At 72.0% G+C, this 22713-nt stretch carries 17 protein-coding genes and 1 tRNA gene; 14 read left to right on the plus strand and 4 right to left on the minus strand.

What is annotated here, in order from left to right; all coding sequences use genetic code 11:
* The first annotated feature begins 2 nt into the window (after positions 1-2).
* From metG to LQK93_RS13275, 6 genes are all read left to right on the plus strand, one after another.
* Positions 3-1901 carry a methionine--tRNA ligase gene (gene metG / locus LQK93_RS13250; RefSeq protein ID WP_374968247.1) on the plus strand — a complete coding sequence of 633 codons (1899 nt, stop codon included), beginning with the start codon at positions 3-5 and terminating at the stop codon, positions 1899-1901.
* Positions 1898-2779, plus strand: coding sequence for a TatD family hydrolase (locus tag LQK93_RS13255; RefSeq protein ID WP_374968248.1), 882 nt, complete (start codon positions 1898-1900; stop codon positions 2777-2779). Before metG ends, LQK93_RS13255 begins: the two co-directional genes overlap by 4 nt.
* A 193-nt stretch (positions 2780-2972) precedes the next feature.
* Positions 2973-4118 carry a transglycosylase family protein gene (locus LQK93_RS13260; RefSeq protein ID WP_374968249.1) on the plus strand — a complete coding sequence of 382 codons (1146 nt, stop codon included), beginning with the start codon at positions 2973-2975 and terminating at the stop codon, positions 4116-4118.
* Positions 4119-4243: 125 nt separating this feature from the next.
* Positions 4244-5170, plus strand: a complete 927-nt coding sequence (rsmA, locus tag LQK93_RS13265; protein ID WP_374968250.1) for a 16S rRNA (adenine(1518)-N(6)/adenine(1519)-N(6))-dimethyltransferase RsmA — start codon at positions 4244-4246, stop codon at positions 5168-5170.
* Between the two features lie 29 nt (positions 5171-5199).
* The gene (locus LQK93_RS13270) at positions 5200-6144 is read left to right on the plus strand and encodes a 4-(cytidine 5'-diphospho)-2-C-methyl-D-erythritol kinase (RefSeq protein WP_374968251.1); all 945 of its coding nucleotides are present in this window, start codon (positions 5200-5202) and stop codon (positions 6142-6144) included.
* Between the two features lie 140 nt (positions 6145-6284).
* A complete protein-coding gene (locus LQK93_RS13275; protein ID WP_374968252.1) occupies positions 6285-8213 on the plus strand; it encodes an ABC-F family ATP-binding cassette domain-containing protein in 1929 nt (642 codons plus the stop codon).
* A 58-nt stretch (positions 8214-8271) separates the two neighbouring features.
* Here LQK93_RS13275 and LQK93_RS13280 read toward each other — a convergent pair whose 3' ends face one another.
* On the minus strand, positions 8272-11508 hold the full coding sequence (locus tag LQK93_RS13280) for a M36 family metallopeptidase (RefSeq protein ID WP_374968253.1): 3237 nt from the start codon (positions 11506-11508) through the stop codon (positions 8272-8274).
* 126 nt (positions 11509-11634) lie between these two features.
* On the opposite strand from LQK93_RS13280, the gene LQK93_RS13285 reads away from it, so the two are divergent.
* Positions 11635-12024 (plus strand): VOC family protein, encoded by a 390-nt coding sequence (locus tag LQK93_RS13285; protein ID WP_374968254.1) that lies wholly within the window; start codon positions 11635-11637, stop codon positions 12022-12024.
* Positions 12025-12029: 5 nt separating this feature from the next.
* Here the strand turns inward: LQK93_RS13285 and LQK93_RS13290 are convergent, their stop codons facing one another.
* Complete coding sequence (locus LQK93_RS13290; RefSeq protein ID WP_374968255.1) at positions 12030-12584, minus strand: MarR family winged helix-turn-helix transcriptional regulator; 555 nt, start codon at positions 12582-12584, stop codon at positions 12030-12032.
* Between the two features lie 55 nt (positions 12585-12639).
* Between LQK93_RS13290 and LQK93_RS13295 the strand changes: the two genes are divergently transcribed.
* On the plus strand, positions 12640-13446 hold the full coding sequence (locus tag LQK93_RS13295) for a methyltransferase domain-containing protein (RefSeq protein ID WP_374968256.1): 807 nt from the start codon (positions 12640-12642) through the stop codon (positions 13444-13446).
* Positions 13447-13758: 312 nt separating this feature from the next.
* Here the strand turns inward: LQK93_RS13295 and LQK93_RS13300 are convergent, their stop codons facing one another.
* Entirely contained in the window at positions 13759-14364 is a 606-nt protein-coding gene (locus tag LQK93_RS13300) for a TetR/AcrR family transcriptional regulator (protein ID WP_374971508.1), read from the minus strand.
* A 434-nt stretch (positions 14365-14798) separates the two neighbouring features.
* On the opposite strand from LQK93_RS13300, the gene LQK93_RS13305 reads away from it, so the two are divergent.
* The 4 genes from LQK93_RS13305 (at position 14799) to LQK93_RS13320 (ending at position 19868) form a co-directional block, all read left to right on the plus strand.
* Positions 14799-16928, plus strand: a complete 2130-nt coding sequence (locus tag LQK93_RS13305) for a sigma-70 family RNA polymerase sigma factor (protein ID WP_374968257.1) — start codon at positions 14799-14801, stop codon at positions 16926-16928.
* 131 nt (positions 16929-17059) lie between these two features.
* A tRNA-Gln gene (locus LQK93_RS13310) sits at positions 17060-17138 on the plus strand.
* Between the two features lie 232 nt (positions 17139-17370).
* Positions 17371-18891: a bifunctional UDP-N-acetylglucosamine diphosphorylase/glucosamine-1-phosphate N-acetyltransferase GlmU gene (gene glmU, locus LQK93_RS13315; RefSeq protein ID WP_374968258.1), complete on the plus strand. Its 1521-nt coding sequence runs from the start codon at positions 17371-17373 to the stop codon at positions 18889-18891.
* Positions 18888-19868 (plus strand): ribose-phosphate diphosphokinase, encoded by a 981-nt coding sequence (locus tag LQK93_RS13320; protein ID WP_374968259.1) that lies wholly within the window; start codon positions 18888-18890, stop codon positions 19866-19868. The genes glmU and LQK93_RS13320 overlap by 4 nt, the downstream gene beginning before the upstream one ends.
* Positions 19869-19991: 123 nt before the next feature.
* Here LQK93_RS13320 and LQK93_RS13325 read toward each other — a convergent pair whose 3' ends face one another.
* Complete coding sequence (locus LQK93_RS13325) at positions 19992-20564, minus strand: CGNR zinc finger domain-containing protein (RefSeq protein WP_374968260.1); 573 nt, start codon at positions 20562-20564, stop codon at positions 19992-19994.
* Positions 20565-20596: 32 nt separating this feature from the next.
* Between LQK93_RS13325 and LQK93_RS13330 the strand changes: the two genes are divergently transcribed.
* Complete coding sequence (locus LQK93_RS13330) at positions 20597-21634, plus strand: DMT family transporter (RefSeq protein WP_374968261.1); 1038 nt, start codon at positions 20597-20599, stop codon at positions 21632-21634.
* Positions 21635-21908: 274 nt separating this feature from the next.
* Positions 21909-22595, plus strand: a complete 687-nt coding sequence (locus tag LQK93_RS13335) for a 50S ribosomal protein L25/general stress protein Ctc (RefSeq protein WP_374968262.1) — start codon at positions 21909-21911, stop codon at positions 22593-22595.
* Positions 22596-22713: the final 118 nt, after the last annotated feature.

Raw genomic sequence — 22713 nt, forward strand, 5'->3', positions numbered from 1 at the left:
CCATGAGCAAAGTCCTGTCTGCCGTCGCCTGGCCGTACACCAACGGCCCGCGCCACATCGGCCACGTGGCCGGTTTCGGCGTGCCCTCCGACGTCTTCAGCAGGTACATGCGGATGGCCGGCCACGACGTCCTGATGGTGAGCGGCACCGACGAGCACGGCACGCCGATCCTCGTCCTCGCCGAGGAGGAGGGCCTGACCCCGCAGGAGCTCGTCGACAAGTACAACGCCGTCATCGCCCAGGACCTCACCGACCTCGGGCTGTCCTACGACCTCTTCACCCGCACGACGACGCGCAACCACTACGCCGTGGTGCAGGAGATGTTCCGCCAGGTGCACGCGAACGGCTACATGATCGAGCAGACGACGCGCGGCGCCATCAGCCCGTCGACGGGGCGCACGCTGCCCGACCGCTACATCGAGGGCACCTGCCCGATCTGCGGCTTCCCCGAGGCGCGGGGCGACCAGTGCGACAACTGCGGCAACCAGCTCGACGCCGACGAGCTGATCAACCCGCGCAGCAAGATCAACGGCGAGACGCCGGAGTTCATCGAGACGCAGCACTTCTTCCTCGACCTGCCGGCCCTCGCCGGCGCGCTCGGGGAGTGGCTCGACGGCCGGGAGGCCTCTGGCACCTGGCGCCCCAACGTCATCAAGTTCTCCAAGAACCTCCTCAAGGACGTGCGCCCCCGCGCCATGACGCGCGACATCGACTGGGGCATCCCGATCCCGCTCGAGGGCTGGGAGGACAACCCGAGCAAGCGCCTCTACGTCTGGTTCGACGCCGTCATCGGCTACCTCTCGGCCTCCATCGAGTGGGCCCGCCGCGTCGGGGATCCCGAGCGCTGGCGTGAGTGGTGGAACGATCCGTCGGCCGTCTCCTACTACTTCCAGGGCAAGGACAACATCACCTTCCACAGCCAGATCTGGCCGGCCGAGCTCCTCGGCTACGCCGGGAAGGGCGACAAGGGCGGCGAGCCGGGGCCGTACGGCGAGCTCAACCTGCCCACCGAGGTCGTGGCCAGCGAGTTCATGACCCTCGAGGGCAAGCAGTTCTCGACGAGCCGCAAGCACGTCATCTACGTCCAGGACATCGTCGCCCGCTACGGCCCGGACCCGATCCGCTACTTCATCTGCGCCGCCGGCCCCGAGAACCAGGACGCCGACTTCTCCTGGGCCGAGTTCGTCCAGCGCAACAACAGCGAGCTGGTCGCCGGCTGGGGCAACCTCGTCAACCGCACCGCCGCGATGATCGCCAAGAGCTTCGGCGAGATCCCGAGGGCGTATGCCGTCCAGCCCGTCGACGAGGAGCTGCTCGCGACCGTACGAGGTGCGTTCGCAACCGTCGGCGCGTCGCTCGAGCGGCACCGCCAGAAGGCGGCGCTCGCGGAGGTCATGCGCGTCGTCGGCGAGGCGAACGCGTACGTCTCGAAGACCGAGCCGTTCAAGCTCAAGGGCGACGACGAGCGCGAGCGGCTCTCCACCGTCCTCCACACGCTCGTGCAGGCCGTCTCGGACCTCAACACGCTCATCTCACCGTTCCTGCCGCACGCCGCGAACCGCGTGCACGCCGTGCTCGGCGGCGAGGGCGAGTTCATGCCGATGCCGCGCCTGGAGGTCGTGCCCGACCTCGACGACGAGGCCCGCAGCTACCCGGTCATCACCGGGGAGTACTCCTCGACGCCGCGCTGGGAGTCGCGCCCGGTGGTCGTGGGCACGCCGATCGCCAAGCCCACCGGCGTCTTCGCAAAGCTGGACCCCGACCAGGTGATCGAGGACGAGCGTGCACGGCTCGGCGAGGCCGGACCGGGCGGGACGCGCCACCACACGGACCCGCTGGCCGCCCCGAAGATGGGCAAGCCGAAGCACGCCGCCGGCGGGGGCGGGGCCGAGTCCGCATGAGCCCCAGCTCCTCCGGGCAGCGAGGGCTGCCGGAGACCCTGCCCGACCCCCTGCCCATCGACGTCGTCGACAACCATGTCCACCTCGACATCACCCGCGAGGGGGACGAGCCCTTCGACGTCGCCGACGCGATCGCGCGGGCCCGCTCGGTCGGGGTGACGCGGCTCGTCCAGGTCGGCTGCGACCTCGACGGCATCCGCTTCACCATGAAGGCCATTGAGGCCCACGACGAGCTGGTGGGCGGAATCGCCCTGCACCCCAACGAGGTTCCGCGCCTGGCCGCGGCCGGCAAGCTCGACGAGGCCTACGCCGAGGTCGAGCGGTGCGCGACCCACGATCGCGTCCGCGTCATCGGCGAGACCGGCCTCGACTACTTCCGCACCGGCCCCGAGGGCGTCGCGGTGCAGCAGGGCGGGTTCCGCTGGCACATCGACCTCGCCAAGCGCCTCGGCAAGGCCCTGCAGATCCACGACCGCGACGCCCACGACGACGTGCTGCGCATCCTCGAGGAGGAGGGGGCGCCCGAGCACACCGTCCTGCACTGCTTCTCCGGTGACCTCGAGATGGCCCGTGAGTGCGTCGAGCGCGGCTACTACCTCAGCTTCGCCGGCACGGTGACCTTCAAGAACGCCCGCACCCTGCGTGACGCGCTGACGGCGGTACCCCTCGATCGCGTCCTCGTCGAGACGGACGCGCCCTACCTCGCACCGGCGCCGCACCGTGGCGCGACGAACGCCTCCTACCTCGTCCCGGTCACGATCCGGGCCATGGCCGGCGTGCTCAACATCGACGTCCCGACCCTGTGTCGGGCCGTGTCCGAGAACAGCGAACTGGTCTACGGCCCATGGGGATCCACGCGTCCGACACCGGCCCCCTAGGCCCATAGCGCACGTGCCGTCGGTCGATTCGGTTGACTCGCAGTCCGTTACCGAAATTTGACCTTTGCATGACGTGTCAGTCAGGGTGGATGGCTGTTGGCCGGTTGCTGCCCCGCATCGACCCACCTCCCGACGACGCGAGGTGGACTGTTCGAGAGCGCGTTGCACCGGATGGTTCGATGTTCGGAGTGACTTGATTTCTCGCAACGCCAAGATCCTGGCCGCCACCGGCGCGGCCGTCGTCCTCACCTCCGGTGCGGTCGGCGCAACCCAGCTCGACAAGTCCGTCAACCTCTCGGTCGACGGCACCACGAGCTCGGCGCACGCCTTCGCCAGCACCGTCGGCGACGTCCTCGACAAGCAGGGGATCGCGGTGAAGCCCGGCGACGTCGTCGTCCCCGCCGTGGGTTCACCCGTCAGCGACGGCGAGACCATCACCGTCAAGTACGCCCGCATGCTCAAGCTCACGGTCGATGGCAAGACCCGCGAGCTCCGCACCACCGAGACCACGGTCGACGGAGCGCTGCTCGCACTGGGTGTCCGGGGCGAGGGCGCCCGGCTGTCGGTGTCGCGTTCCCAGACGATCGGCCGCCAGGGCCTGGCGGTCACGGTCGTGACCCCCAAGGCCGTCACGGTCTCCGTGGACGGCAAGACCGTCACCAAGACCATCGCCGCCACCACGGTGGGCGAGGCGCTGACGCAGCTCGACGTGCGCCTGGCCAAGGCCGACAAGGTGAACCCGCCCGTCACGACGCCGCTGACGTCGGGAGCGAAGATCGCCGTCCAGCGCCGGCAGACCAAGGACCAGAAGGTCACCCGGCCGATCGCCTTCGGCACGACGAACACGAAGACCGGCAGCCTCTACGCCGGCCAGACCAAGGTCCAGCGAGCCGGTGTCGCCGGCGTGCGCACGGTCACGGTGCGCAGCACCGTCGTCGACGGCAAGGTCGTCTCCACCAAGGAGGTCTCCTCCACGGTCACCAAGGCTCCCGTGGCGCGCATCGTGCTCGTCGGCACGAAGAAGCGCCCGGCCCCCGCACCGAAGCCCGCAGCCGCCCCCGCCCCCAGCGCTGGTGCCTCCAGCTCGGGCGCCGGCCTGAACCTCGCGCGAGCAGCCATGTGGGACAGCATCGCCCAGTGCGAGTCGACCGGTAACTGGCACATCAACACCGGCAACGGCTACTTCGGCGGCCTGCAGTTCCTCACCTCGACCTGGCTGGCCTACGGCGGCGGCGACTTCGCGGGCCGCGCCGACCTCGCCAGCCGCGAGCAGCAGATCACCGTGGCGAACCGCGTGTACGCCGACAACGGCACCTCGCAGTGGCAGTGCAAGCCCTGACCTGACGGCCGCCTCAGGCGCCTGCAGGACCGAGGCCCCCGACCCAGCCGGTCGGGGGCCTCACCCGTCGGTGCCCGGGACGCGTCACGGCATACGTCCTCTCGCCCGCGCCATAGGGTGATCGCATGACGAAGAAGGACGCAGCGGCACCGGTCGACGACGCCGCACTCCTCGGGGCGGCGCAGGTGCGCGAGCTCGCCGAGCGCCTCGAGGTGCGGCCCACGAAGCAGTGGGGCCAGAACTTCGTCGTCGACGCCAACACCGTGCGCAAGATCGTCCGGGTGGCGGGCGTCGGTCCCAAGGACGTCGTCGTCGAGGTGGGTCCCGGGCTCGGTTCCCTGACCCTGGCGCTGCTGGCCGTCGTCAAGCACGTCACGGCCGTCGAGGTCGACCCGCGGCTCGCGGGCGCACTCGAGGAGACGGTGCGCTCGCTCCAGCCCGACAACGCCGGCAAGCTGCGGCTCGTGGCGGCGGACGCCCTCACCGTGACCAAGCTGCCGGGTCCCGACCCGACGGCCCTCGTCGCCAACCTGCCCTACAACATCTCGGTCCCGGTCGTGCTCTCGTTCCTGCAGCACTTCCCGAGCATCGAGCGGGTCCTCGTCATGGTGCAGCTGGAGGTCGCCGAACGCCTCGCCGCCAAGCCGGGCAGCAAGGTCTACGGCGTGCCCAGCCTCAAGGCGGCGTGGTACGCCGACGTCGAGCTCGCCGGCCGCGTCGGGCGCAACGTGTTCTGGCCGGCCCCCAACGTCGATTCCGGCCTGGTGTCGCTACGCCGCCGCAAGCCGCCGAAGACGACCGCCAGCCGCGAGGACGTCTTCCGCTGCATCGACGCCGCCTTCCTCCAGCGGCGCAAGTCGCTGCGGGGCGCGCTCGCGTCCTGGGCCGGCTCGCCCGACGCCGCGGAGCAGGCCCTCGTCGCCGCCGGCATCGACCCGCGCACGCGTGGCGAGCAGCTCGACATCACCGCCTTCTCCCGCATCGCCGAGGCTCGGCCCGCCGGCGTGGGACCCGCCGAGCCGCGCGCCCGGCGACTCGGTCATTCGACCTGAGACGCCGGTCGGCCCATAGGGTGGGTCGCATGACTGTCGCCCCGACGCTGCCCGGCGCGGTGACCGTACGCGTCCCCGCCAAGGTCAACCTCGAGCTGCGCGTCGGACCCCGCCGGGCGGACGGCTTCCACGCGCTGGCGACGGTCTACCAGGCCGTGTCGCTCCACGACGACGTCTCCATCGCCCGCTGGGACGACTGGCAGGTCGTCGCTGCGGGGCCGTATGCCGACCGCATCCCGACCGACGGCGACAACCTCGCCGTCCGCGCCGCGCGCCTCGTCGCCGAGCGCTGGGACGTCGACGAGCGCCTCTCCATCCGCATCGACAAGGACATCCCCGTGGCCGGGGGCATGGCCGGCGGCTCGGCCGACGCCGCAGCGGCCCTCGTGGCCTGCGACCAGCTCTGGGGGCTCGGCCTCGACCGCGACGAGCTCGCCGAGCTGGCCGCCTCCCTCGGCAGCGACGTCCCGTTCCTCCTCACCGGCGGCAACGCGATGGGTTCGGGCCGCGGCGAGCAGCTCGCGCCCGTGCTCGCGCGCGGCACGTTCCACTGGGTCTTCGCGGTCAGCGACACGGGGCTGTCCACCCCCGAGGTGTATGCCGAGTGCGACCGCCTGCGCGAGCGTGACGGCGTGCGCGTGGGGGAGCCGCAGGTCAGCGCCGAGCTGATGGCGGCGCTGCGCTCCGGCGATCCTGCGGCCCTCGGTGCGGCCCTGCACAACGACCTCGAACCTGCAGCCTTCTCGCTGCGGCCGCAGCTGCGCGAGCTGCGCGACGCCGGCGTCGAGTTCGGGGCGCTCGGCGGCGTCGTGTCGGGGTCCGGCCCCACCATCGCCTTCTTGACCGAGAGCCACGAGGCCGCACTCGACCTGTCGGTGTCGCTCGCGGCCTCCGACCTGTGCCGGGACCTGCGCCGAGCCAGGGGGCCGGTCCACGGCGCCCAGGTCGTGCCCGCCGCCCGAACGGCCGACTGAGGCGCTCTCGGCGGCACGCACACGGCTCGAGGGCCCCGAAGTAACCGCGGGCTCCCGAGAGGAACCATCTCGCCGGGCTGGAGGGGCGACGCCCAGCGCGATTCGGTGAGCGCCCGCCCACGCCGTAGGGTCAGTGGTCGATGGCCAACCTCATCTCCCTCGAACGGGTCTCCCTCGTCTTCGGCACCAGCCACGTCCTCGACGACGTCAGCCTCGGTGTCCTCACCGGCGACCGCATCGGCGTCGTCGGCGTCAACGGCGGCGGCAAGTCCACCCTGCTGCGCGTCATGGCGGACCTGCAGGAGCCCGACTCCGGGCGCATCACCAAGCAGGGCGGCGCGGAGGGGATCCGCATCGGCATGCTCGCGCAGGACGACGCCCTCGACCCCGAGTGGACGATCCGCGAGGCCGTGCTCGGTGACCTGCCCGAGCACGTCTGGGCCGGTGACCCCCGCATTCGCGACGTCCTGACCGGCCTGCTCGGCGGCATCGAGGCGGAGAACGTCGGCGGTCTCGACAGCCGCGTCGGCCCGAAGTCCGGTGGCGAGCGCCGCCGCCTCGCCCTCGCGCGCCTGCTCGTCGCCGACCCCGAGCTGCTACTGCTCGACGAGCCGACCAACCACCTCGACGTCGAGGGCGTCGCGTGGCTCGCCGACCACCTGGCCACCAAGCGTCCGCGCCCCGGCAACGCGACCGTGGCCATCACCCACGACCGGTGGTTCCTCGATGCGTACGCCACCCTCACGTGGGAGGTCGAGGGCGGGAAGGTGAGCGCCTTCGAGGGCGGGTATGCCGCCTACGTCCTGGCCAAGGCCGAGCGTGACCGCCTCGCCGGCGTCCTCGCCGACCGTCGCTCCAACCTGATGCGCAAGGAGCTCGCCTGGCTGCGCCGCGGCGCCCCGGCCCGCACGAGCAAGCCCAAGTTCCGTATCGAGGCGGCCAACGCCCTCATCGCCGACGAGCCGGCGCCGCGCAACAGCGTGGAGCTGGCCTCCTTCGCGAGCCGGCGCCTCGGCAAGGACGTGCTCGACCTCGAGGACGCCACCGTCTCGGTCGGCGAGCCGCCGAACGAGCGCCGGCTGCTCGACCACGTGACCTGGCGCCTGGCGCCGGGGGAGCGCGTCGGCGTCGTCGGCGTCAACGGCGCCGGCAAGTCGACGCTGCTGCGAGCGCTGACCGGCGAGATCCCGCTCGAGGGCGGGCGCCGCAAGATCGGCAAGACGGTCGCCATCGCCCACCTGACGCAGGAGGTGCGCGAGCTCGAGCGGTTCGAGCAGTGGCGCGTCATCGAGGCCATCGAGGACGTCAGGCAGTGGACCACGCTCGGCGGCAAGGAGATCAGCGCCGGCCAGCTCGCCACCCGGCTCGGCTTCCCGGGCGGGCGCCAGCAGGCGCGCGTCGGTGACCTCAGTGGCGGCGAGCGGCGCCGGCTCCAGCTGACGCGCCTGCTGCTCACCGAGCCCAACGTGCTGATCCTCGACGAGCCGACCAACGACCTCGACATCGAGACGCTCACCTCGCTCGAGGACGTCCTCGACGGGTGGGCCGGCACGCTCGTCGTCGTCTCGCACGACCGGTACCTGCTCGAGCGCGTCGCCGACAAGCAGCTGGCGCTGCTCGGCGACGGCTTGGTGCGCGAGCTGCCCGGCGGGGTCGAGGAGTACCTGCGACTGAGGCACGCGGCGATCGCGGCGCAGGCCTCCGGAGGTTCGGCGCGGCCGGGCTCCGGCGGCTCGGCCGCCTCCGGTGCAGGCGGCTCAGGTGGCTCAGGTGCTCCAGGGGGCGCCAGCGGCGGCTCGCCCGGCCCAGCGACCGGGGCGGTCGGCATACGGCAGGCGACGCCGACCGCCTCTCCCGCAGAGGTCCGCGACGCGCGCAAGTCGATGGCCCGCATCGAGAAGCAGCTCTCGCGGCTGCAGGAGCGCGAGGCGCGGCTGCACGGCGAGATGGTCGAGAAGGCCACCGACCCGGCGGCGCTCGCGGAGCTCAACACGAAGCTGCAGGCCGTCGTCGCGGAGCGGGAGGAGCTCGAGCTCGAGTGGCTCGAGGCCGCCGAGGTCGTCGGCTGACGAGCGGAGGGCAGCTCGCCTGCGCGAGCTGCCCTCCGATCGAGCTGGGGCGACCGCGTCAGCGGTTGTCGACCGCCGTCACATCGACGGTGACGTTCGCCCCGGTGTAGAGGTGGCTCACCACATAGACCGTGCCCGGCGGGATGACCGCCGACTCGTCCGCCGAAGACGTCGCTGCTGAGCCGGTGGGCTTGCAGGCGCTGTCGAGGAAGTAGAGGTCGAGGTCGTGGCCGACGGTGGCGTCGAGCGGGCTCGTGCCCTTGACCGACACGGAGTGCAACCCGTCGGAGAAGCCGGCCGGCAGCTTGGTCACCCAACCGTCCACGCCCTGGGTGGCCGGCGGCGCGGCGCACGTGGTCGTCAGCTCGGTGCCCGTGACGCCGTAGACGTTCTGCAGCCCCGTCGGGTCACCGGCGGCCGGGTTGTTCGCCGTGATGGTGCCGTGGTCGCGGTAGGGCGCGTCGGGCTTGATCGTGCCGTTCGCGACCACGGCGCCTGACCCGAACGCCTCGATCTCCGCGACCTGGGCGTAGGTCGTCGTGTCGCCCTGCACGGAGTCGATGAAGAAGCGCAGGTAGGCCGCCTTCGTGGGGGTGCTGAGCGGGAAGGTGGCGTAGTTGAGGTCGGGTGCCGTCGGCCGCGGTGCCTGGTAGCCGAACGCCCCGGTGCGCACCGTCTTCCACGTCACCCCGTCGAGGGAGGTCTGGACCGTGAAGCCCTTGAGGGCGGCGAAGCGCGAGGCGTTGGTGGCCTTGTAGGCGCTGACCCGCACCGAGCTGACCGTGGCCGGAGCCGCGAGCTTGACCGTGACGCGCTGGTCGGGGCCGGCGTTGTAGGCCGTCGAGCCCTGCTTCGTCGACCACACCGAGGCGGCGGTGTCGTCGAACGCGAACTTCGCCGGGGCGCCGTCGTCCTGGCTCGAGGTCGACACGACCTGGGCACCGGCGGCCGTCGAGGCGAGGTTGGGGGCGAGGGAGATCTTCTTCGCGACGTTCCGGCCCGCTGCGACGGCGAAGCCCTCGATGGTCTGCGTGCCGAAGCCGGGGGCCTGGACGGTCAGCGGGTAGGTGCCCGCGACCGCCTTGATCGATGCCCCACCTGCCGAGCCGGTGCGGACCAGCGGCGTCACGCGGGCCTCGAACCGGCCGAGGATGATCCGGGCGTTCCGGATCGGCTGCCCGGTGGTGGCGTTGACGAGCGTCAGGGCCACCGTGCCGTTCTGGGCCGCCGACGGGTGGTCGAAGGCGGGCGTGGGATCGGTGTCGTCACCGGTGTTGCTGCTGGCCGAGGCGCCGGCACCCCGCTTGGCGAAGACCGACCAGATCAGCGCCGTGTTGTCACCGTGGTTGCGGTCGAGGTCGGCGGTGAGGATGCCGTCACGGGCGTCGAGGAACGACGGGTTCGGCGCGGTCAGCGGCATACCGTCGGTGACGAGCTGCGCCGCGACGGCCGCGCCCTTGGCCGCGCCGTAGCGGGCGACGAGCGCCTTGCGCAGGTCCCACAGCGTCGCGGTCCAGATCTCGCCGTCGGCGTGCACCTCGGGCCCGGTCAGGTCGTAGCCGATGTCGCCGAACGTCGTCGGGTTCTGGTCGTAGTTCCAGTTGCGGATGCCACGCGTCGGGTTGCCGGTGACGTAGTCGCCGACGATCGGCTTGGTCAGCAGGCCGGCGTTGAAGCCGTGGTTGAGGGCGTACCAGTCCGACCAGCCCTCACCCATCGAGCCCGCCTGCTGCGAGGCGAGCCCGGCCCCGCTGGCGACGTAGCGGTTGGACAGGCCGTGGGTGTACTCGTGCTGGATCACCGACATGTCGAACGATCCGTCGCGGTAGGGCCCCTCGAAGGCGTCGTTGATCGGCTCCCAGAGGAACATGCCGCTCCACGGCGGGATGCCGTCGTCGAGCGTGAGCATGTACGCGTTGTCCCGACCGGTGTAGGTGGGGGAGCCGCCGGACGCGGCGCCGGCCTGCACGAGCCCGCGCACGGCGTCGCCGCCCTGTCCGCCCTTGCCGCCGTTGTCGGCCTGGAAGTTGCCGGCGGACTCGGTGAAGCCGAGCGCGTAGTACTCGTCGTGGATCCGGTTGTGCTGGAAGAAGAGGTTGGTCGCCGCGGGGTTGAGGTCCTGCGCGTACGACGGGGGCACGGTCTGGCCCTTGGTCGCGGCCCAGCGGTTGGCGTACGCGTAGTCGAAGGCACCGGTGGGGGCGACGGGGCGCGGGGCGTTGTCGACCGGGCCGATGAAGTTCGACCAGTTCGCGTAGGTGTCGGCGTTGTTGCCGAGCGTCGTCACCCCGGTTCCGGTGGCGCCGGTGAGGTCGACCCAGCCCTTGGGCGACGCGGTGGTCGGCCCGAACGACTGCTGGCGCGGCTGGCCGCCCTTCGCCGCACCGGGGTAGTTGTCGTAGACGGTCCCGTGGGCGTCGTCGAACTGCACGACGCTCGTGCGGTAGAGCACCGAGCCCGTCGTGCCGTCGACGATGACCTCCCAGGCTTCCGTCTGGCTCTTGATGAAGTAGATCTTGTATGCCGCCACGGGGCCCGACCGCGTGGGGAAGGCGACCTTGCGCACGTAGCCGGGTCCGGCGAACGGCCCCCGGTCGTAGGTCGTGAACCCGGCCTGCGTGCCGGTGCGGGTCGGCGCCCAGGCGGTGCCCGGGGCGAGCGCCGCCGCCACCTTGACCAGGGCGGGGGCCTCGCCGAGCACCCACCCGCCGAGGAGGCCTGCGCCGCCGGCGGTCTCACCGGCATACGACAGGACGCGGCCGTCGGAGGCGACGGCGACGTTGAGGCGCCCACCTCGCGCGGCAGTCGCGCCCGCGAACGTCTGGATGAAGCTGACCACGTGCGTGCCGGTGCCGGGGAGCGCGTGGTCACGGGCGACGGCGAGTCCCTGGACCTGGGCGACCGACAGGCCGAAAGCGTCGGGCTGTGCGGCGAGCCAGCCGCGGGCGACGTCGACGGCGCTGCCGGCGCGCGGCGCGCTGAGGTAGCCGTTGCCGTGCAGCGAGCGCAGCGTGCCGAAGCGCGCGTCCCACGTGGCGCGGGCGCCGGGGCCGGCCGACCGCAGCAGCGCGGCCACCGCGTTCTTCGTCGCGGTGGTGGGCACGACCGCCTTGGTCACGGCCCGGGTGTCGAGCGTCTTGAGCAGGTCACCGACCGAGTCGGTCAGGGTGTTCGTGAGCGTGCTGCTCACCGGGAGGGCGGCTGACGTCGTGGTCGCCGCCGCGAGCGGGGCCCCCGCCGCCGCCGAGACGAGGCACAGTCCCATGGCCAGGACGTGCTTGCGAGTGGTCTTCACGCGGATCTCCTAGCAGTCTCGTCGGGACTCGCCGACGGTGGCGGCCCGGTACAGAAGAAACGACGCGTGAGGCACAAAGGCTACGTGCAGGTAGCACTCAGGTTGTCGGCCCTTGAAAGTATCTTGATGTCAAGATACTTTCGGGGCATGGAGATGTTCCTGCACCACGTCCAGGTGTCCGGCCCCACTGGGTGCGAGCCCGACATGCGCGCCTTCTACGTCGGCGTCCTCGGCATGACCGAGGTGACCAAGCCCGAACGCCTGCAGGCCCGCGGCGGGGCCTGGTTCCGGGCCGGTTCGGCCGAGATCCACGTCGGCATCGAGGAGGGGTTCGTCCCGGCCCGCAAGGCCCACCCGGGGATCGCGGTGGCGGACCTCGAGGCCCTCGCCTCGTCGGTCGAAGCAGCTGGGGCCCCGGTCACCTGGGACGACAACATCCCGGGGCTGCGGCGCTTCCACACCGCCGATCCCGTGGGCAACCGGCTCGAGTTCCAGCAGGCGGCGCAGACGGCGTGAGGCCGTCAGCCGTTCGTGCCCGTCGGTGCGCCGCGACGGACCTCGGGCGCCTCGCGCTTCTCGAGCGGGGCCAGCATGCGCCGCAGCAGCCCCGCCAGCTGGGCGCGGTCGGCCTCCGACAGCTCCGAGAGCAGCGACTTCTCCTGCTCGATGAGGTCGGCCATCGCGGAGTCCACGACGTCCCGGCCGGCGGGAGTCAGGCGCACGAGCACGCCGCGCCGGTCGCCCGGGTCGGGGCGACGCTCGACGAAGCCGCTGCGCTCGAGCCGGTCGACGCGGTTGGTCATCGTCCCGGAGGTGACCAGCGTCTGCTGCACGAGCTGGCCGGGGGAGAGCTCGTAGGGCTCGCCCGCGCGGCGCAACGCCGAAAGCACGTCGAACGCCCAGCTGTCGAGCAGGTGCTCCGAGAAGGCAGAGCCGCGGGCGAGGTCGAGACGCCGAGCCAGCCGCGAGACGCGGGAGAGCACCTCGAGCGGCGACACGTCGAGGTCCGGTCGCTCACGGCGCCAGGCCGAGACGATCTCGTCGACATCGTCGGCGGGCCTGTGGTCGGCGCTCATGGTCCAACTGTAGTCGTCGTCAAGAGTCTTGACATCGAAGGAAAGAGAGCGTGACATGACCGACTCCGCGTGGGACCCGAGGCAGTATGCCGTCTTCTCCGGTCACCGCGGCCGTCCCTTCGCGGACCTGCTGGCCCGCGTCGACGCGCCGGACCCGCGACTGGTCGTCGACCTCGGCTGCGGTCCCGGCGAGCTGACCCTAGGCCTGGCCCGTCGCTGGCCCGACGCGCGCATCGTCGGTGTCGACAGCTCGCCGCAGATGCTCGAGCGGGCCCGTCAGCTGGATTCAGCGGGTCGGGTCGAGTGGGTGCAGGCGCGCGCCGAGGACTGGGACCCGAGCGGCGCCGGTGCCCCTGTGGACGTGCTCGTCACGAACGCGACCCTCCAGTGGGTGCCGACCCACCTGCGCCTCATCCCGTCCTGGCTGGCGAGCCTCTCGCCCGGCGGGACCTTCGCGATGCAGGTGCCCTCGAACTTCGACGCCCACTCGCACCGGCTCATGCGCGAGGTCGCCGCACGCCAGGCCCGAGCCGACGACCTGCGCCCGGGCCTCGACCGGGCGAGGGCCGTGGCCCAGCCGGAGACGTATGCCGCCCTCCTGCTGGAGCACACGGCTGACGTCGACGTGTGGCAGACGACCTACCAGCACGTGCTGCCCGCCGCAGCCGACGCCCCGCACCCCGTGCTCGAGTGGGTGCGCGGCACGGGCCTGCGGCCCGTGCTGGGGGTGCTCGACGCGGGCGAGCAGCAGGCGTTCGTGGCCGACTACGAGCGCGAGCTCGAGACGGCATACCCCCGCCGGTCCTTCGGTGTGCTCTTCCCGTTCACCCGCACCTTCGCCGTGGCACGCCTGCCGCGCTGACGGGCGCGTCGCCGGTGGTCGAGGGCGCAGGCAGCGCGTCGTTGACGGACGCGGGGGCAGGCTCGGAAGAAAGTTTCGCGAGTTTGCCGCATTTCGCCACATTCTCGGGGCGCGTGCCGTGGAATAGGTCTCGGCGGGTCTCATGGAGCCCGGACGGCAGGGATCTCCCGCTTGGTCAGGGGAGGGAGCGTTCCCTGCCTGCCGTTCTCGGTGGTGCCGCCAGGTCTCGTCCTTCCGCGTGGTTTCGTGGAGGGGACCGTTCGGGAGGACGAGACCTGCATCCTCGGTCCGACGCGACGCGAGCCGGCGGTCTCAGCGCTTCGGGACCGTGGCCAGACGCGGACTGCGGTCCAGGCCGGAGAGCCCGTTCCAGGCGAGGTTGACCAGGTGCGCCGCGACCTGGTCCTTCTTGAACTTGCGCCGGTCCAGCCACCACTGCCCGGTCAGCGCCACCATGCCGACGAGCATGTGGGCATGGATGGGGGCCGACTTCGGGTCCAGGCCGCGCTGCTTGAACTCGGCCGCCAGCAGGTGCTCGACGTGCACCGCCACGTCGCCGAGGACGCTCGCGAACGACCCCGTCGACTGGCCCGGTGGCGAGTCGCGCACGAGGATCCGGAAGCCCGCCGGGTCGCGCTCGATGTAGTCGAGCAGGGCGAGCGTCGCGCGTTCGAGCATCACGCGGGCACCCTCCGGCTCCTCGAGGGCCGCACTGATCCCGCCGAGGAGGGCCTGGATCTCACGGTCGACCACGACGGCGTAGAGGCCCTCCTTGCCGCCGAAGTGCTCGTAGACGACCGGCTTGGAGACGTTGGCCTTCGAGGCCACCTCCTCGACCGTCGTCGCCTCGAACCCCTTCTCGGCGAAGATCCTGCGCCCGACCTTGATGAGCTGCTCGCGGCGCTCGGGCCCGGTCATGCGTGCCCGCGGCGGGGTGGAGTCGGCGCGGTCGGCAGTCACGAGGACATTGTGCCGTTCCGCACCCTCGTCGGCTCAGGCACCCGTCGCGGACGTACGACCGCCGTGCGACCGCCGGGGCTCGTCCGGCCCGGCTCCACGGGCAATGTCCGAAACAATTTCCAGAATCCCGTCATGAAACGGTAAGCCGCTCGTCTATGTCGGTGAGGGGGGAAACGGTTCGCCCACCACAGTCCGGGGGCCATGGGCCTTGGGGGGACACCAATGGTGCGAATCGACTGCGGGGCCGGTCGTGGCAAGTCTTGGGGGAGCTTGCCGCGACCGGTCCTCCTGGCTTTCCCGCGAGGCCCGGTGGCGCCGGGGCCTCCCGAAAACCGTCCCGGTCCTCGACCACGTGTCGCACACTGGAAACCCAAGCCAGACGGGAGTCGCCGGTGTCAGCTCATACGGTCCTGGTAGGTCCCACGTCGCCCGAGTACGCCTCGACCGCGCCGACCGACCTGTCCGCCACGCCCGATGCCGAGCTGCTCGAGCAGGCTCGTGACGGCGACGACGCGGCGTTCGCGGCCCTGTGGCACCGACACCTGCCGGCTGCGTATGCCGCGGCCACCCGGTTCCGGGGCCGCGTGGCCCCGGAGGACCTCGTCGCAGAGGCATCGGCCCGCGTGCTGAGGCTCGTGCGCCAGGGCCAGGGACCGGTCCAGAACTTCCGGGCCTACTTCGTCTCGACGGTCCGCTCGGTCGGCGTCGACGCCGTGCGGGGCTCGATCACGGTGGTGGCCACGCCGTCGGAGGACCTCGACCTGCTGCCCGGGCAGCTGCCGGACCCCGAGAAGGCAGCGGTGGGCGACGTCGAGGTCGACAAGGAGCTGGTCAGAGAGGCCTTCCACGGGCTTCCCGACAGCGACCAGGAGCTCCTGTGGCGCACCATGGTGGAGGGCGAGGCCCCGCGGGCCGTGGCTCCACTGCTCGGGGTGTCCGCGAACGTCGTCAGCGCCCGAGCGATGCGCGCTCGCGACGCCCTGCGCACCGGCTACCTCGACGTCTGGTTGGAGCGACACGCTCCACAGTGTTCCGGCTCCGAGTGCCGCTGGGTGCACGCCCACCTGACCAGCTTCGTGCGCGGGAAGCTCACTCAGCGGCAGCGGACTCGGGCGGTCACCCATCTCGACACCTGTCCCGTCGACGCGCGGCTCGCCGCCGACCTCGGGCGGGTGCACGCCGGGTTCCGGGGTTTCGTGGCGCCGCTGGTGCTCGCAGCAGGTGCTGCCTCCCGCGCCCTGGGTCACGGCCCGATGGCCGAGCTCGTCGGCACGCACGCAGCCGCCGGGATCGGGGTGTCGACGGCTGTCGGAGCCACGGCGGCAGCGGCGTCGACGACCACCACCACGGCCGTGGGTGCGACCTCGACGTTCGCCTCCTCTGCCACGGTGACGACGGCGACGACGGCGACCGCAACGACGGCGACCGCAACGACGGCGACCGCAACGACGGTGACCGCCACGACGGCCACGACGGCCACGACGGCCACGGCCGTCACAACGGCCACGGCGGTCACCGGTGCCACGGCGGTCACCGGGGGCGCCGTCGGGGCGGCATCGGCCGCCGCCCCCCTGGCCGCTGTGGCCGCCATCGCGCCGGCCGCGGTGCCCGTCGCCGCCGCTGCGGGAGGGACGGCGATGCTGGCCGGGACGACGCTCGGGCCACCGATCGCGACGGCGGTCGCGAGCCTCGTCGTGGGTCTCGGGGTCTCTGCCACGCCGGCGGTCGCGCACCAGCTCGACCCGACCACGGCGGTCACCCGCAGCCAGACCGTCCCGGCCGGGACCACGTCCCCGTCAGGGCAGGTACCGACCGGCACCGGGGCCTCGCTCGGGCAGGGACTTCGCCTTCCGGTGCCCGGTGCGTCGCCGACGTCGATGGTCCTGACGACGATCGACGGTGCGCCGTCAATCCTGCCCGTGCAGGTCACCGGGACCAGCGGCTCCAGCCCGTCGACCGTGGCGGGGTTGCCGACGAGCGCCGTGCCTCCCGGGCCCTCGAGCCTGCCCGCGGGATCCGCCACGGCCGCGACGCCGTCGACGGCCGCCGAGACCGGCACGCCGGCGACCTCGACCGGCCCGTCCGCGACATCCTCCGCATCGGCGGCATCCTCGGAACCCGGCCGGTCGACCGACCCGGCCACCGCACCCGAGTTGCCCGGCCCGGTCTCGTCCGTGTCGGTGCCTCCCGAGAGGTCTGCGCCGGAGCCGCCGCCGTCAGGGACGGTCGCTCCCCAGCCGTCGGCCACGGCCACTGACTCACCCGCGAACACACCCACCGACTCACCCACGAACACAGCCACGGACCCGGCGACCTCACCGACCTCGGATCCCGCGGAGACGGACCCGACGAGCCCGGATCCTGCTGCGACCACGTCGGTGGCTCCCGGGACCGGGGCTCAGGCCGCCACGTCTGGGGCTGCCCAGGACGCCGGGAGCGACCCGTCGGCCGCCTCGTCCACCTCGACGCCTGCGCCCGCGCCGGCGTCGAGCGACGCCCCGGCAGCCGCCCCCGCGTCCTGACCGACCTGCCACCGGCACGACCTGCGCCCGCCCGCACAGGCGGAGCGTCCGCGACCCCTGCAGCACCGGGGTCGACGGGTCGTGCCGGCGGGCCGTGGCGCTGCACTACCCTGTGACGCGTTCGACGACGATCCCCGGTTGGTCTGCCGGCAGGGCCCGCCTGACTTTGAATCAGGACCAGCGACGCAGGTTCGACTCCTGCCCGGGGAGCTCGGTCGCCGGTAGCCCGGCCGCAGCGGCAGTCCGCTTGTGCACGAGCGTGGAGGACACGGCATACGGCCCCTACGCGCCCGCGCTTGTGAGCGGCGTCACGGCGCCCTCACGCCCGGGCAAGGGGTCCGTCTCCCCGCGAGTAGCATGGCTGCGGCGCACCCCGGCGCCCGGTCGGGTCGGGGTCGTTCGCACCCCGAGTGCACCCCGATCCAAAAAGGAGCTGCGCCCTGTGAGCGATCTACGGCCCACCGCCGTGATCGTCCTCGCCGCCGGTGAGGGCACACGCATGAAGTCCACGACCCCCAAGGTCCTCCACACGATCGGCGGCCGAAGCCTCGTGGCCCACGCCATCCGGGCGGCTCGGGGCACGAACCCGCAGCACCTCGCCGTCGTGGTGCGCCACGAGCGCGACCGCGTCGCCGAGCACGTGGCGCAGGTGGACCCGGACGCGCTCGTCGCGGACCAGGACGAAGTCAAGGGCACCGGCCGCGCCGTCGAGTGCGCGCTCGACGTGCTGCCCGGCGACCTGTCCGGCACCGTGGTCGTCACCTACGGCGACGTGCCCCTGCTGACGAGCGAGACGCTGCAAGGCCTCGTCGAGGAGCACCACGCGTCGGGCAACGCCGTCACGCTCATCACGGCCACCATCGACAACCCCAGCGGCTACGGCAGGGTCATCCGTGACCCCGACGGGGGCGTCGCGGCGATCGTCGAGCAGAAGGACGCCGACGAGCAGCAGCGCGAGATCCGCGAGGTCAACAGCGGCCTGTATGCGTTCGACGCGGCCGTCCTGCGAGAGGCGCTCGCCGAGGTGGGCACCGACAACGCCCAGGGGGAGAAGTACCTCACCGACGTCGTCGCCATCGCCCGCGGCCGGGGTCTGTCGGTGCGCGCGCACCTCGTGGCCGACCTGTGGCAGACCGAGGGCGTCAACGACAAGGTCCAGCTCGCCCGCCTGGGCGCGGAGCTCAACCGGCGCATCGTCGAGCAGGCCATGCGCGAGGGCGCCATCGTCATCGACCCCGCGACCACCTGGCTCGACGCCGACGTGACGATCGGGCCCGACACCGTCGTGCACCCCGGCACGCAGATCCTCGGGGCCAGCACGATCGGCCGCGACTGCACCATCGGCCCGGACACCACCCTGGTCGACGTCGAGGTCGGTGACGGGGCGAGCGTGGTGCGCACGCAGGCCGAGCTCGCGGAGGTCGGGCCGCGCGCCACCGTCGGGCCCTTCTCCTACCTGCGCCCCGGGACCCGCCTCGGCGCAGGAGGCAAGATCGGCGGCTTCGTCGAGACCAAGAACGCCGACATCGGCGAGGGCGCCAAGGTGCCGCACCTGACCTACTGCGGCGACGCGACCATCGGTGCCGGCGCCAACATCGGGGCCGGCACCATCTTCGCCAACTACGACGGCGTCACCAAGGGCCGCACGAACGTGGGGGCCCACAGCTTCGTGGGCAGCAACTCGGTCATCGTTGCGCCGCGCACCATCGCCGACGGCGCCTACGTCGCGGCCGGCTCGGCCGTCGTCAGCGACGTGGGCCCCGGACAGCTCGCCGTCACACGCGCGCAGCAGCGCAACGTCGACGGCTGGGTCGCGCGCCGCCGCGCCGGCACGAAGACCGAGGAAGCCGCACAGGCGGCGCAGGCGACCGTTGCGGCCGACCCGGACACCACGCGCCCCAGTGAGCCCCAGACCGAGACGCACACCGAGACGCATATCGAGACGAAGGACGCCCGAGGATGAGCGGCATCAACAAGACCACCGAGAAGCACCTCATGGTCTTCTCCGGCCGGGCGCACCCGCAGCTGGCCCAGGAGGTCGCCAAGGAGCTCGGCACGGACCTCGTCCCGACCTCGGCCTACGACTTCGCCAACGGCGAGATCTACGTTCGCTACGAGGAGTCGGTGCGCGGCTCGGACGCCTTCGTCATCCAGAGCCACACGGCGCCGATCAACGAGTGGATCATGGAGCAGCTCATCATGATCGACGCGCTCAAGCGCGCCTCGGCCAAGCGCATCACGGTGGTCCTGCCGTTCTACGGCTACGCGAGGCAGGACAAGAAGCACCGTGGTCGCGAGCCGATCTCGGCCCGCCTGATGGCCGACCTGTTCAAGACGGCCGGTGCCAACCGGCTCATGGCCATCGACCTGCACACCGCGCAGATCCAGGGCTTCTTCGACGGCCCCGTCGACCACCTCATGGCGATGCCGATCCTCGCCGACTACGTGGGTCGCAAGTACGGCCACCTCGACCTCGCGGTCGTCTCTCCCGACGCCGGTCGCATCAAGGTCGCCGAGGACTGGAGCTCGCGTCTGGGCGGTGCTCCGCTGGCCTTCATCCACAAGACCCGCGACATCAACCGGCCCAACGAGGTCGTGGCCAACCGCGTCGTCGGTGAGATCAAGGGCCGCACCTGCGTGCTCGTCGACGACATGATCGACACTGCGGGCACGATCACCAAGGCCGCGGACGCGCTGATGGAGCAGGGCGCGGCGAGCGTCGTCATCGCCGCGACGCACGCGATCCTGTCGGGCCCGGCCGTCGACCGCCTCAAGGCCTGCCGGGTCGAGGAGGTCATCGTCACCAACACCCTGCCGATCCCCGACGACCGCCGCTTCGACAAGCTCGAGGTGCTCTCCATCGCCCCGCTCGTCTCGATGGCGATCCGCGAGGTCTTCGAGGACGGCTCGGTCACCAGCCTCTTCGACGGCAAGGCCTGACGCCGGAGAGCTCTCACGACGACAGGGGGCGTATGCCGCGGGCCTTCGCCTGCGGCATACGCCCTCTCGTCGTCGTGTAGACGGGCGTACCCGTTCGGCCTTGCGCCCCCTGGGCGCCCGGGGTCAGACGCGTGACGTTGCTCTGTGGGCGACGCGAGCCCGGTAGGCGGCGGTGTGCGCGCGTGCGGCGCAGCCGCCCTCGCAGAAGCGACGCGAGCGGTTGCGGGAGAGGTCGACCACGACGTCGTCGCAGTCCTCGGCCTCGCACACCCGGAGGCGGGCGAGCTCGCCGGTGCGCACGACGTCGATGACCGCGACGGCGGCCTCGACGGCCATCCGCTGGGCGAGCGGGGCGTCGGCCGGAGTCGCATGCACGTGCCATCCGAGCCCGTCGTGGTCGACGAGCTGCGGCAGGGCTCGGGCCTCGGCGAGCAGCTCGTTGACGAGGGCCACGACTGCGGGCTCGTCGAGCTCCCAGAGCTCGCGCAGCCGGGGGCGCAGCGCGCGCACCTCCTCCAGCTCGGCGGCGTCGCGGTCCAGGCGGCCGGTCCAGCCCTGCGCGCGGTAGAGCGACTCGAGCTCCTCCACGGACGTGAGGCGGTCGGGGTCGCTGTCACCGGGGACCGATCCCGGCATGGTGTTGACCAGCGCGGCCGCGGCCGCGAGGGCCACCTCTGTGTCATGAGTGAAAAGCATGTTGACTCCTGACGGGCACGGACGGTAACGTCATGAGTGTAATCGCTTTCGGTGCTGACACGGCTCGGCACGAACGGATGGTGAGCCTCATGGCGGAGCAGACAGCAGGTGCGGTGCGTCACCCTCTCGCCGGTGTCGCGACCGCGCTCGCATCGGCGGCCGCGTTCGCCACCTCGGGTGCCTTCGGCAAGTCGCTGCTCGTCGCGGGCTGGTCGCCGGGTGCGGTGGTCACGATGCGCATCGCGCTGGCCGCGGTCGTCCTGCTGGGCCCGGCGCTCTGGTCCCTCCGCGGTCGGTGGGGCGCCCTGCGTCGCAACGGCTGGGTGGTCGTCGGCTACGGACTGACCGGCGTGGCGGGCTGCCAGCTCGCCTACTTCAACGCCGTGACGCACCTGTCGGTCGGTGTCGCCCTGCTGCTCGAGTACCTCGCGCCCGTCCTCATCGTCGGCTGGCTCTGGGCCAGGCATGGCCAGCGGCCGCGCCGGCTGACGACGGTCGGTGTGGCCCTGGCGGTCGCCGGCCTCCTGCTGGTGCTGGACGTGCTCGACGGGGGCAGTGTGAGCGCGGTCGGGGTCGTCTGGGGCCTGGGTGCCGCCGTCTGCCTCGTCCTCTACTTCCTGCTGGCGGACCACGTGGACGAGGACGTGCCACCGTTGGCCCTGGCCGGTGGGGGCCTGCTGGTCGGCACGCTGTCGCTCGGGCTGGCCGGCTGGCTGGGCGTTCTGCGGATGGCCCGCGGCGCCGAGCGCGTGCCGCTCGGGGGAGTGGTCCTGCCCTGGTGGGTGCCGGTTCTCGTCATCGCGCTGGTGGCGGCTGCCTTCGCCTACGTGTCCGGCATCGCGGCGGTTCGCCTGCTCGGCGCCAAGGTCGCCTCGTTCGTGGCGCTGACAGAGGTCCTCTTCGCCGTGGTCTTCGCGTGGCTCGTGCTGGCCGAGCTGCCCACCCTCGTCCAGCTCCTCGGCGGGGTGCTCATCGTCGCGGGACTCGTCGCCGTTCGCGTCGACGAGCGGCCTGCGTCGGAGCCGGACCGTGACGAGCAGGTCCTGACGCGACCCGTTCCCACGATCTGAGCACGAGGGCCGCGGGTGGGATTTCGCCCCGGGCGCCTCGTCGCCTAGGATCGAGCAGTTGCCTCGGCGAGGGACGGTGCACGGCTGCTTCGGCAGGCGTCACGAGGTCCGTGATCGACGCGGTGGCCTGACGTGGAGCTCTCCACGGCCGGGTTCGCCTCTGCGTGCGGACCTCACGGCCTTCCTGCTCCGTCACTGCCGAACCACCGCGCGTCGTCCCGCGTCGAGGCCGACCACCAGAGACCGCCTCATCCGAGATACCCAGGAGACCCCCGTGTCTGACAACAGCAAGCTCGTCGCCGCGAAGCGCACCGACTTCGGCAAGGGCGCCGCACGCAAGATCCGTCGCGCCGGCAACATCCCCGCCGTCATGTACGGCCACGGCACCGACCCCGTGCACATCTCCCTGCCCGGCCACGACACGATGATGGCCCTCAAGCAGGCCAACGCCCTGCTCACGATCGTCATCGACGGCAACGAGCAGCTCGCCCTCGCCAAGGACGTGCAGCGCGACCCGATCAAGCCGGTCATCGAGCACGTCGACCTCGTCGTCGTCCGCAAGGGCGAGAAGGTCACCGTCGACGTCCCCGTCCACGTCGAGGGCGAGGCCGCCCCCGAGACCGTCGTGACGCTCGACCACAACACCCTGCAGGTCGAGGTCCCGGCCACGGACATCCCCGAGAACCTCGTCGTCTCCGTCGACGGCCTCGAGGCCGGCACGCAGGTCCTCGCCGGAGCCATCCAGCTGCCCGAGGGCGCCACGCTCGTCACCGACGCCGAGGCGCTCGTCGTCAACGTCACCGCCGCCATCTCCGCCGAGGCCCTCGAGGCCGAGCTCGCCGAGGCCGAGGCCGAGGCCGGCATCGAGCGCGAGGAGTCCGAGGAGGGCGCTGCCGCCGAGGCCGGCGAGGGCGCGTCGGCCGAGGCCGAGACCGCTGCTGCCGAGGGCGACGAGGCCTGAGCCGCACGAACAGCCGTGGCGCCTCGCGCCACACCACGCGTACGCGGGTCCCGTCCGAGCTCCGGCTCGACGGGACCCGCGGCCGCACCCGCACCTCCACCACCTGACCACCGATCGA

The sequence above is a fragment of the Terrabacter sp. BE26 genome (genome assembly GCF_041941675.1).
In the GTDB taxonomy this organism is placed as follows: Bacteria; Actinomycetota; Actinomycetes; order Actinomycetales; family Dermatophilaceae; genus Terrabacter.

What these genes read in the sequence shown, in the direction of transcription:
- LQK93_RS13275 (WP_374968252.1), top strand. Translation starts at nt 6,285, where the DNA reads ATGGCCAACCTCATCTCCCTCGAACGGGTCTCCCTCGTCTTCGGCACC.
- LQK93_RS13320 (WP_374968259.1), top strand. Translation starts at nt 18,888, where the DNA reads ATGAGCGGCATCAACAAGACCACCGAGAAGCACCTCATGGTCTTCTCC.
- LQK93_RS13300 (WP_374971508.1), bottom strand. Translation starts at nt 14,364, where the DNA reads ATGACCGGGCCCGAGCGCCGCGAGCAGCTCATCAAGGTCGGGCGCAGG.
- LQK93_RS13330 (WP_374968261.1), top strand. Translation starts at nt 20,597, where the DNA reads ATGAGTGTAATCGCTTTCGGTGCTGACACGGCTCGGCACGAACGGATG.
- LQK93_RS13270 (WP_374968251.1), top strand. Translation starts at nt 5,200, where the DNA reads ATGACTGTCGCCCCGACGCTGCCCGGCGCGGTGACCGTACGCGTCCCC.
- LQK93_RS13295 (WP_374968256.1), top strand. Translation starts at nt 12,640, where the DNA reads ATGACCGACTCCGCGTGGGACCCGAGGCAGTATGCCGTCTTCTCCGGT.
- rsmA (WP_374968250.1), top strand. Translation starts at nt 4,244, where the DNA reads ATGACGAAGAAGGACGCAGCGGCACCGGTCGACGACGCCGCACTCCTC.
- LQK93_RS13325 (WP_374968260.1), bottom strand. Translation starts at nt 20,564, where the DNA reads ATGCTTTTCACTCATGACACAGAGGTGGCCCTCGCGGCCGCGGCCGCG.
- LQK93_RS13285 (WP_374968254.1), top strand. Translation starts at nt 11,635, where the DNA reads ATGTCAAGATACTTTCGGGGCATGGAGATGTTCCTGCACCACGTCCAG.
- LQK93_RS13290 (WP_374968255.1), bottom strand. Translation starts at nt 12,584, where the DNA reads ATGAGCGCCGACCACAGGCCCGCCGACGATGTCGACGAGATCGTCTCG.
- metG (WP_374968247.1), top strand. Translation starts at nt 3, where the DNA reads ATGAGCAAAGTCCTGTCTGCCGTCGCCTGGCCGTACACCAACGGCCCG.
- LQK93_RS13255 (WP_374968248.1), top strand. Translation starts at nt 1,898, where the DNA reads ATGAGCCCCAGCTCCTCCGGGCAGCGAGGGCTGCCGGAGACCCTGCCC.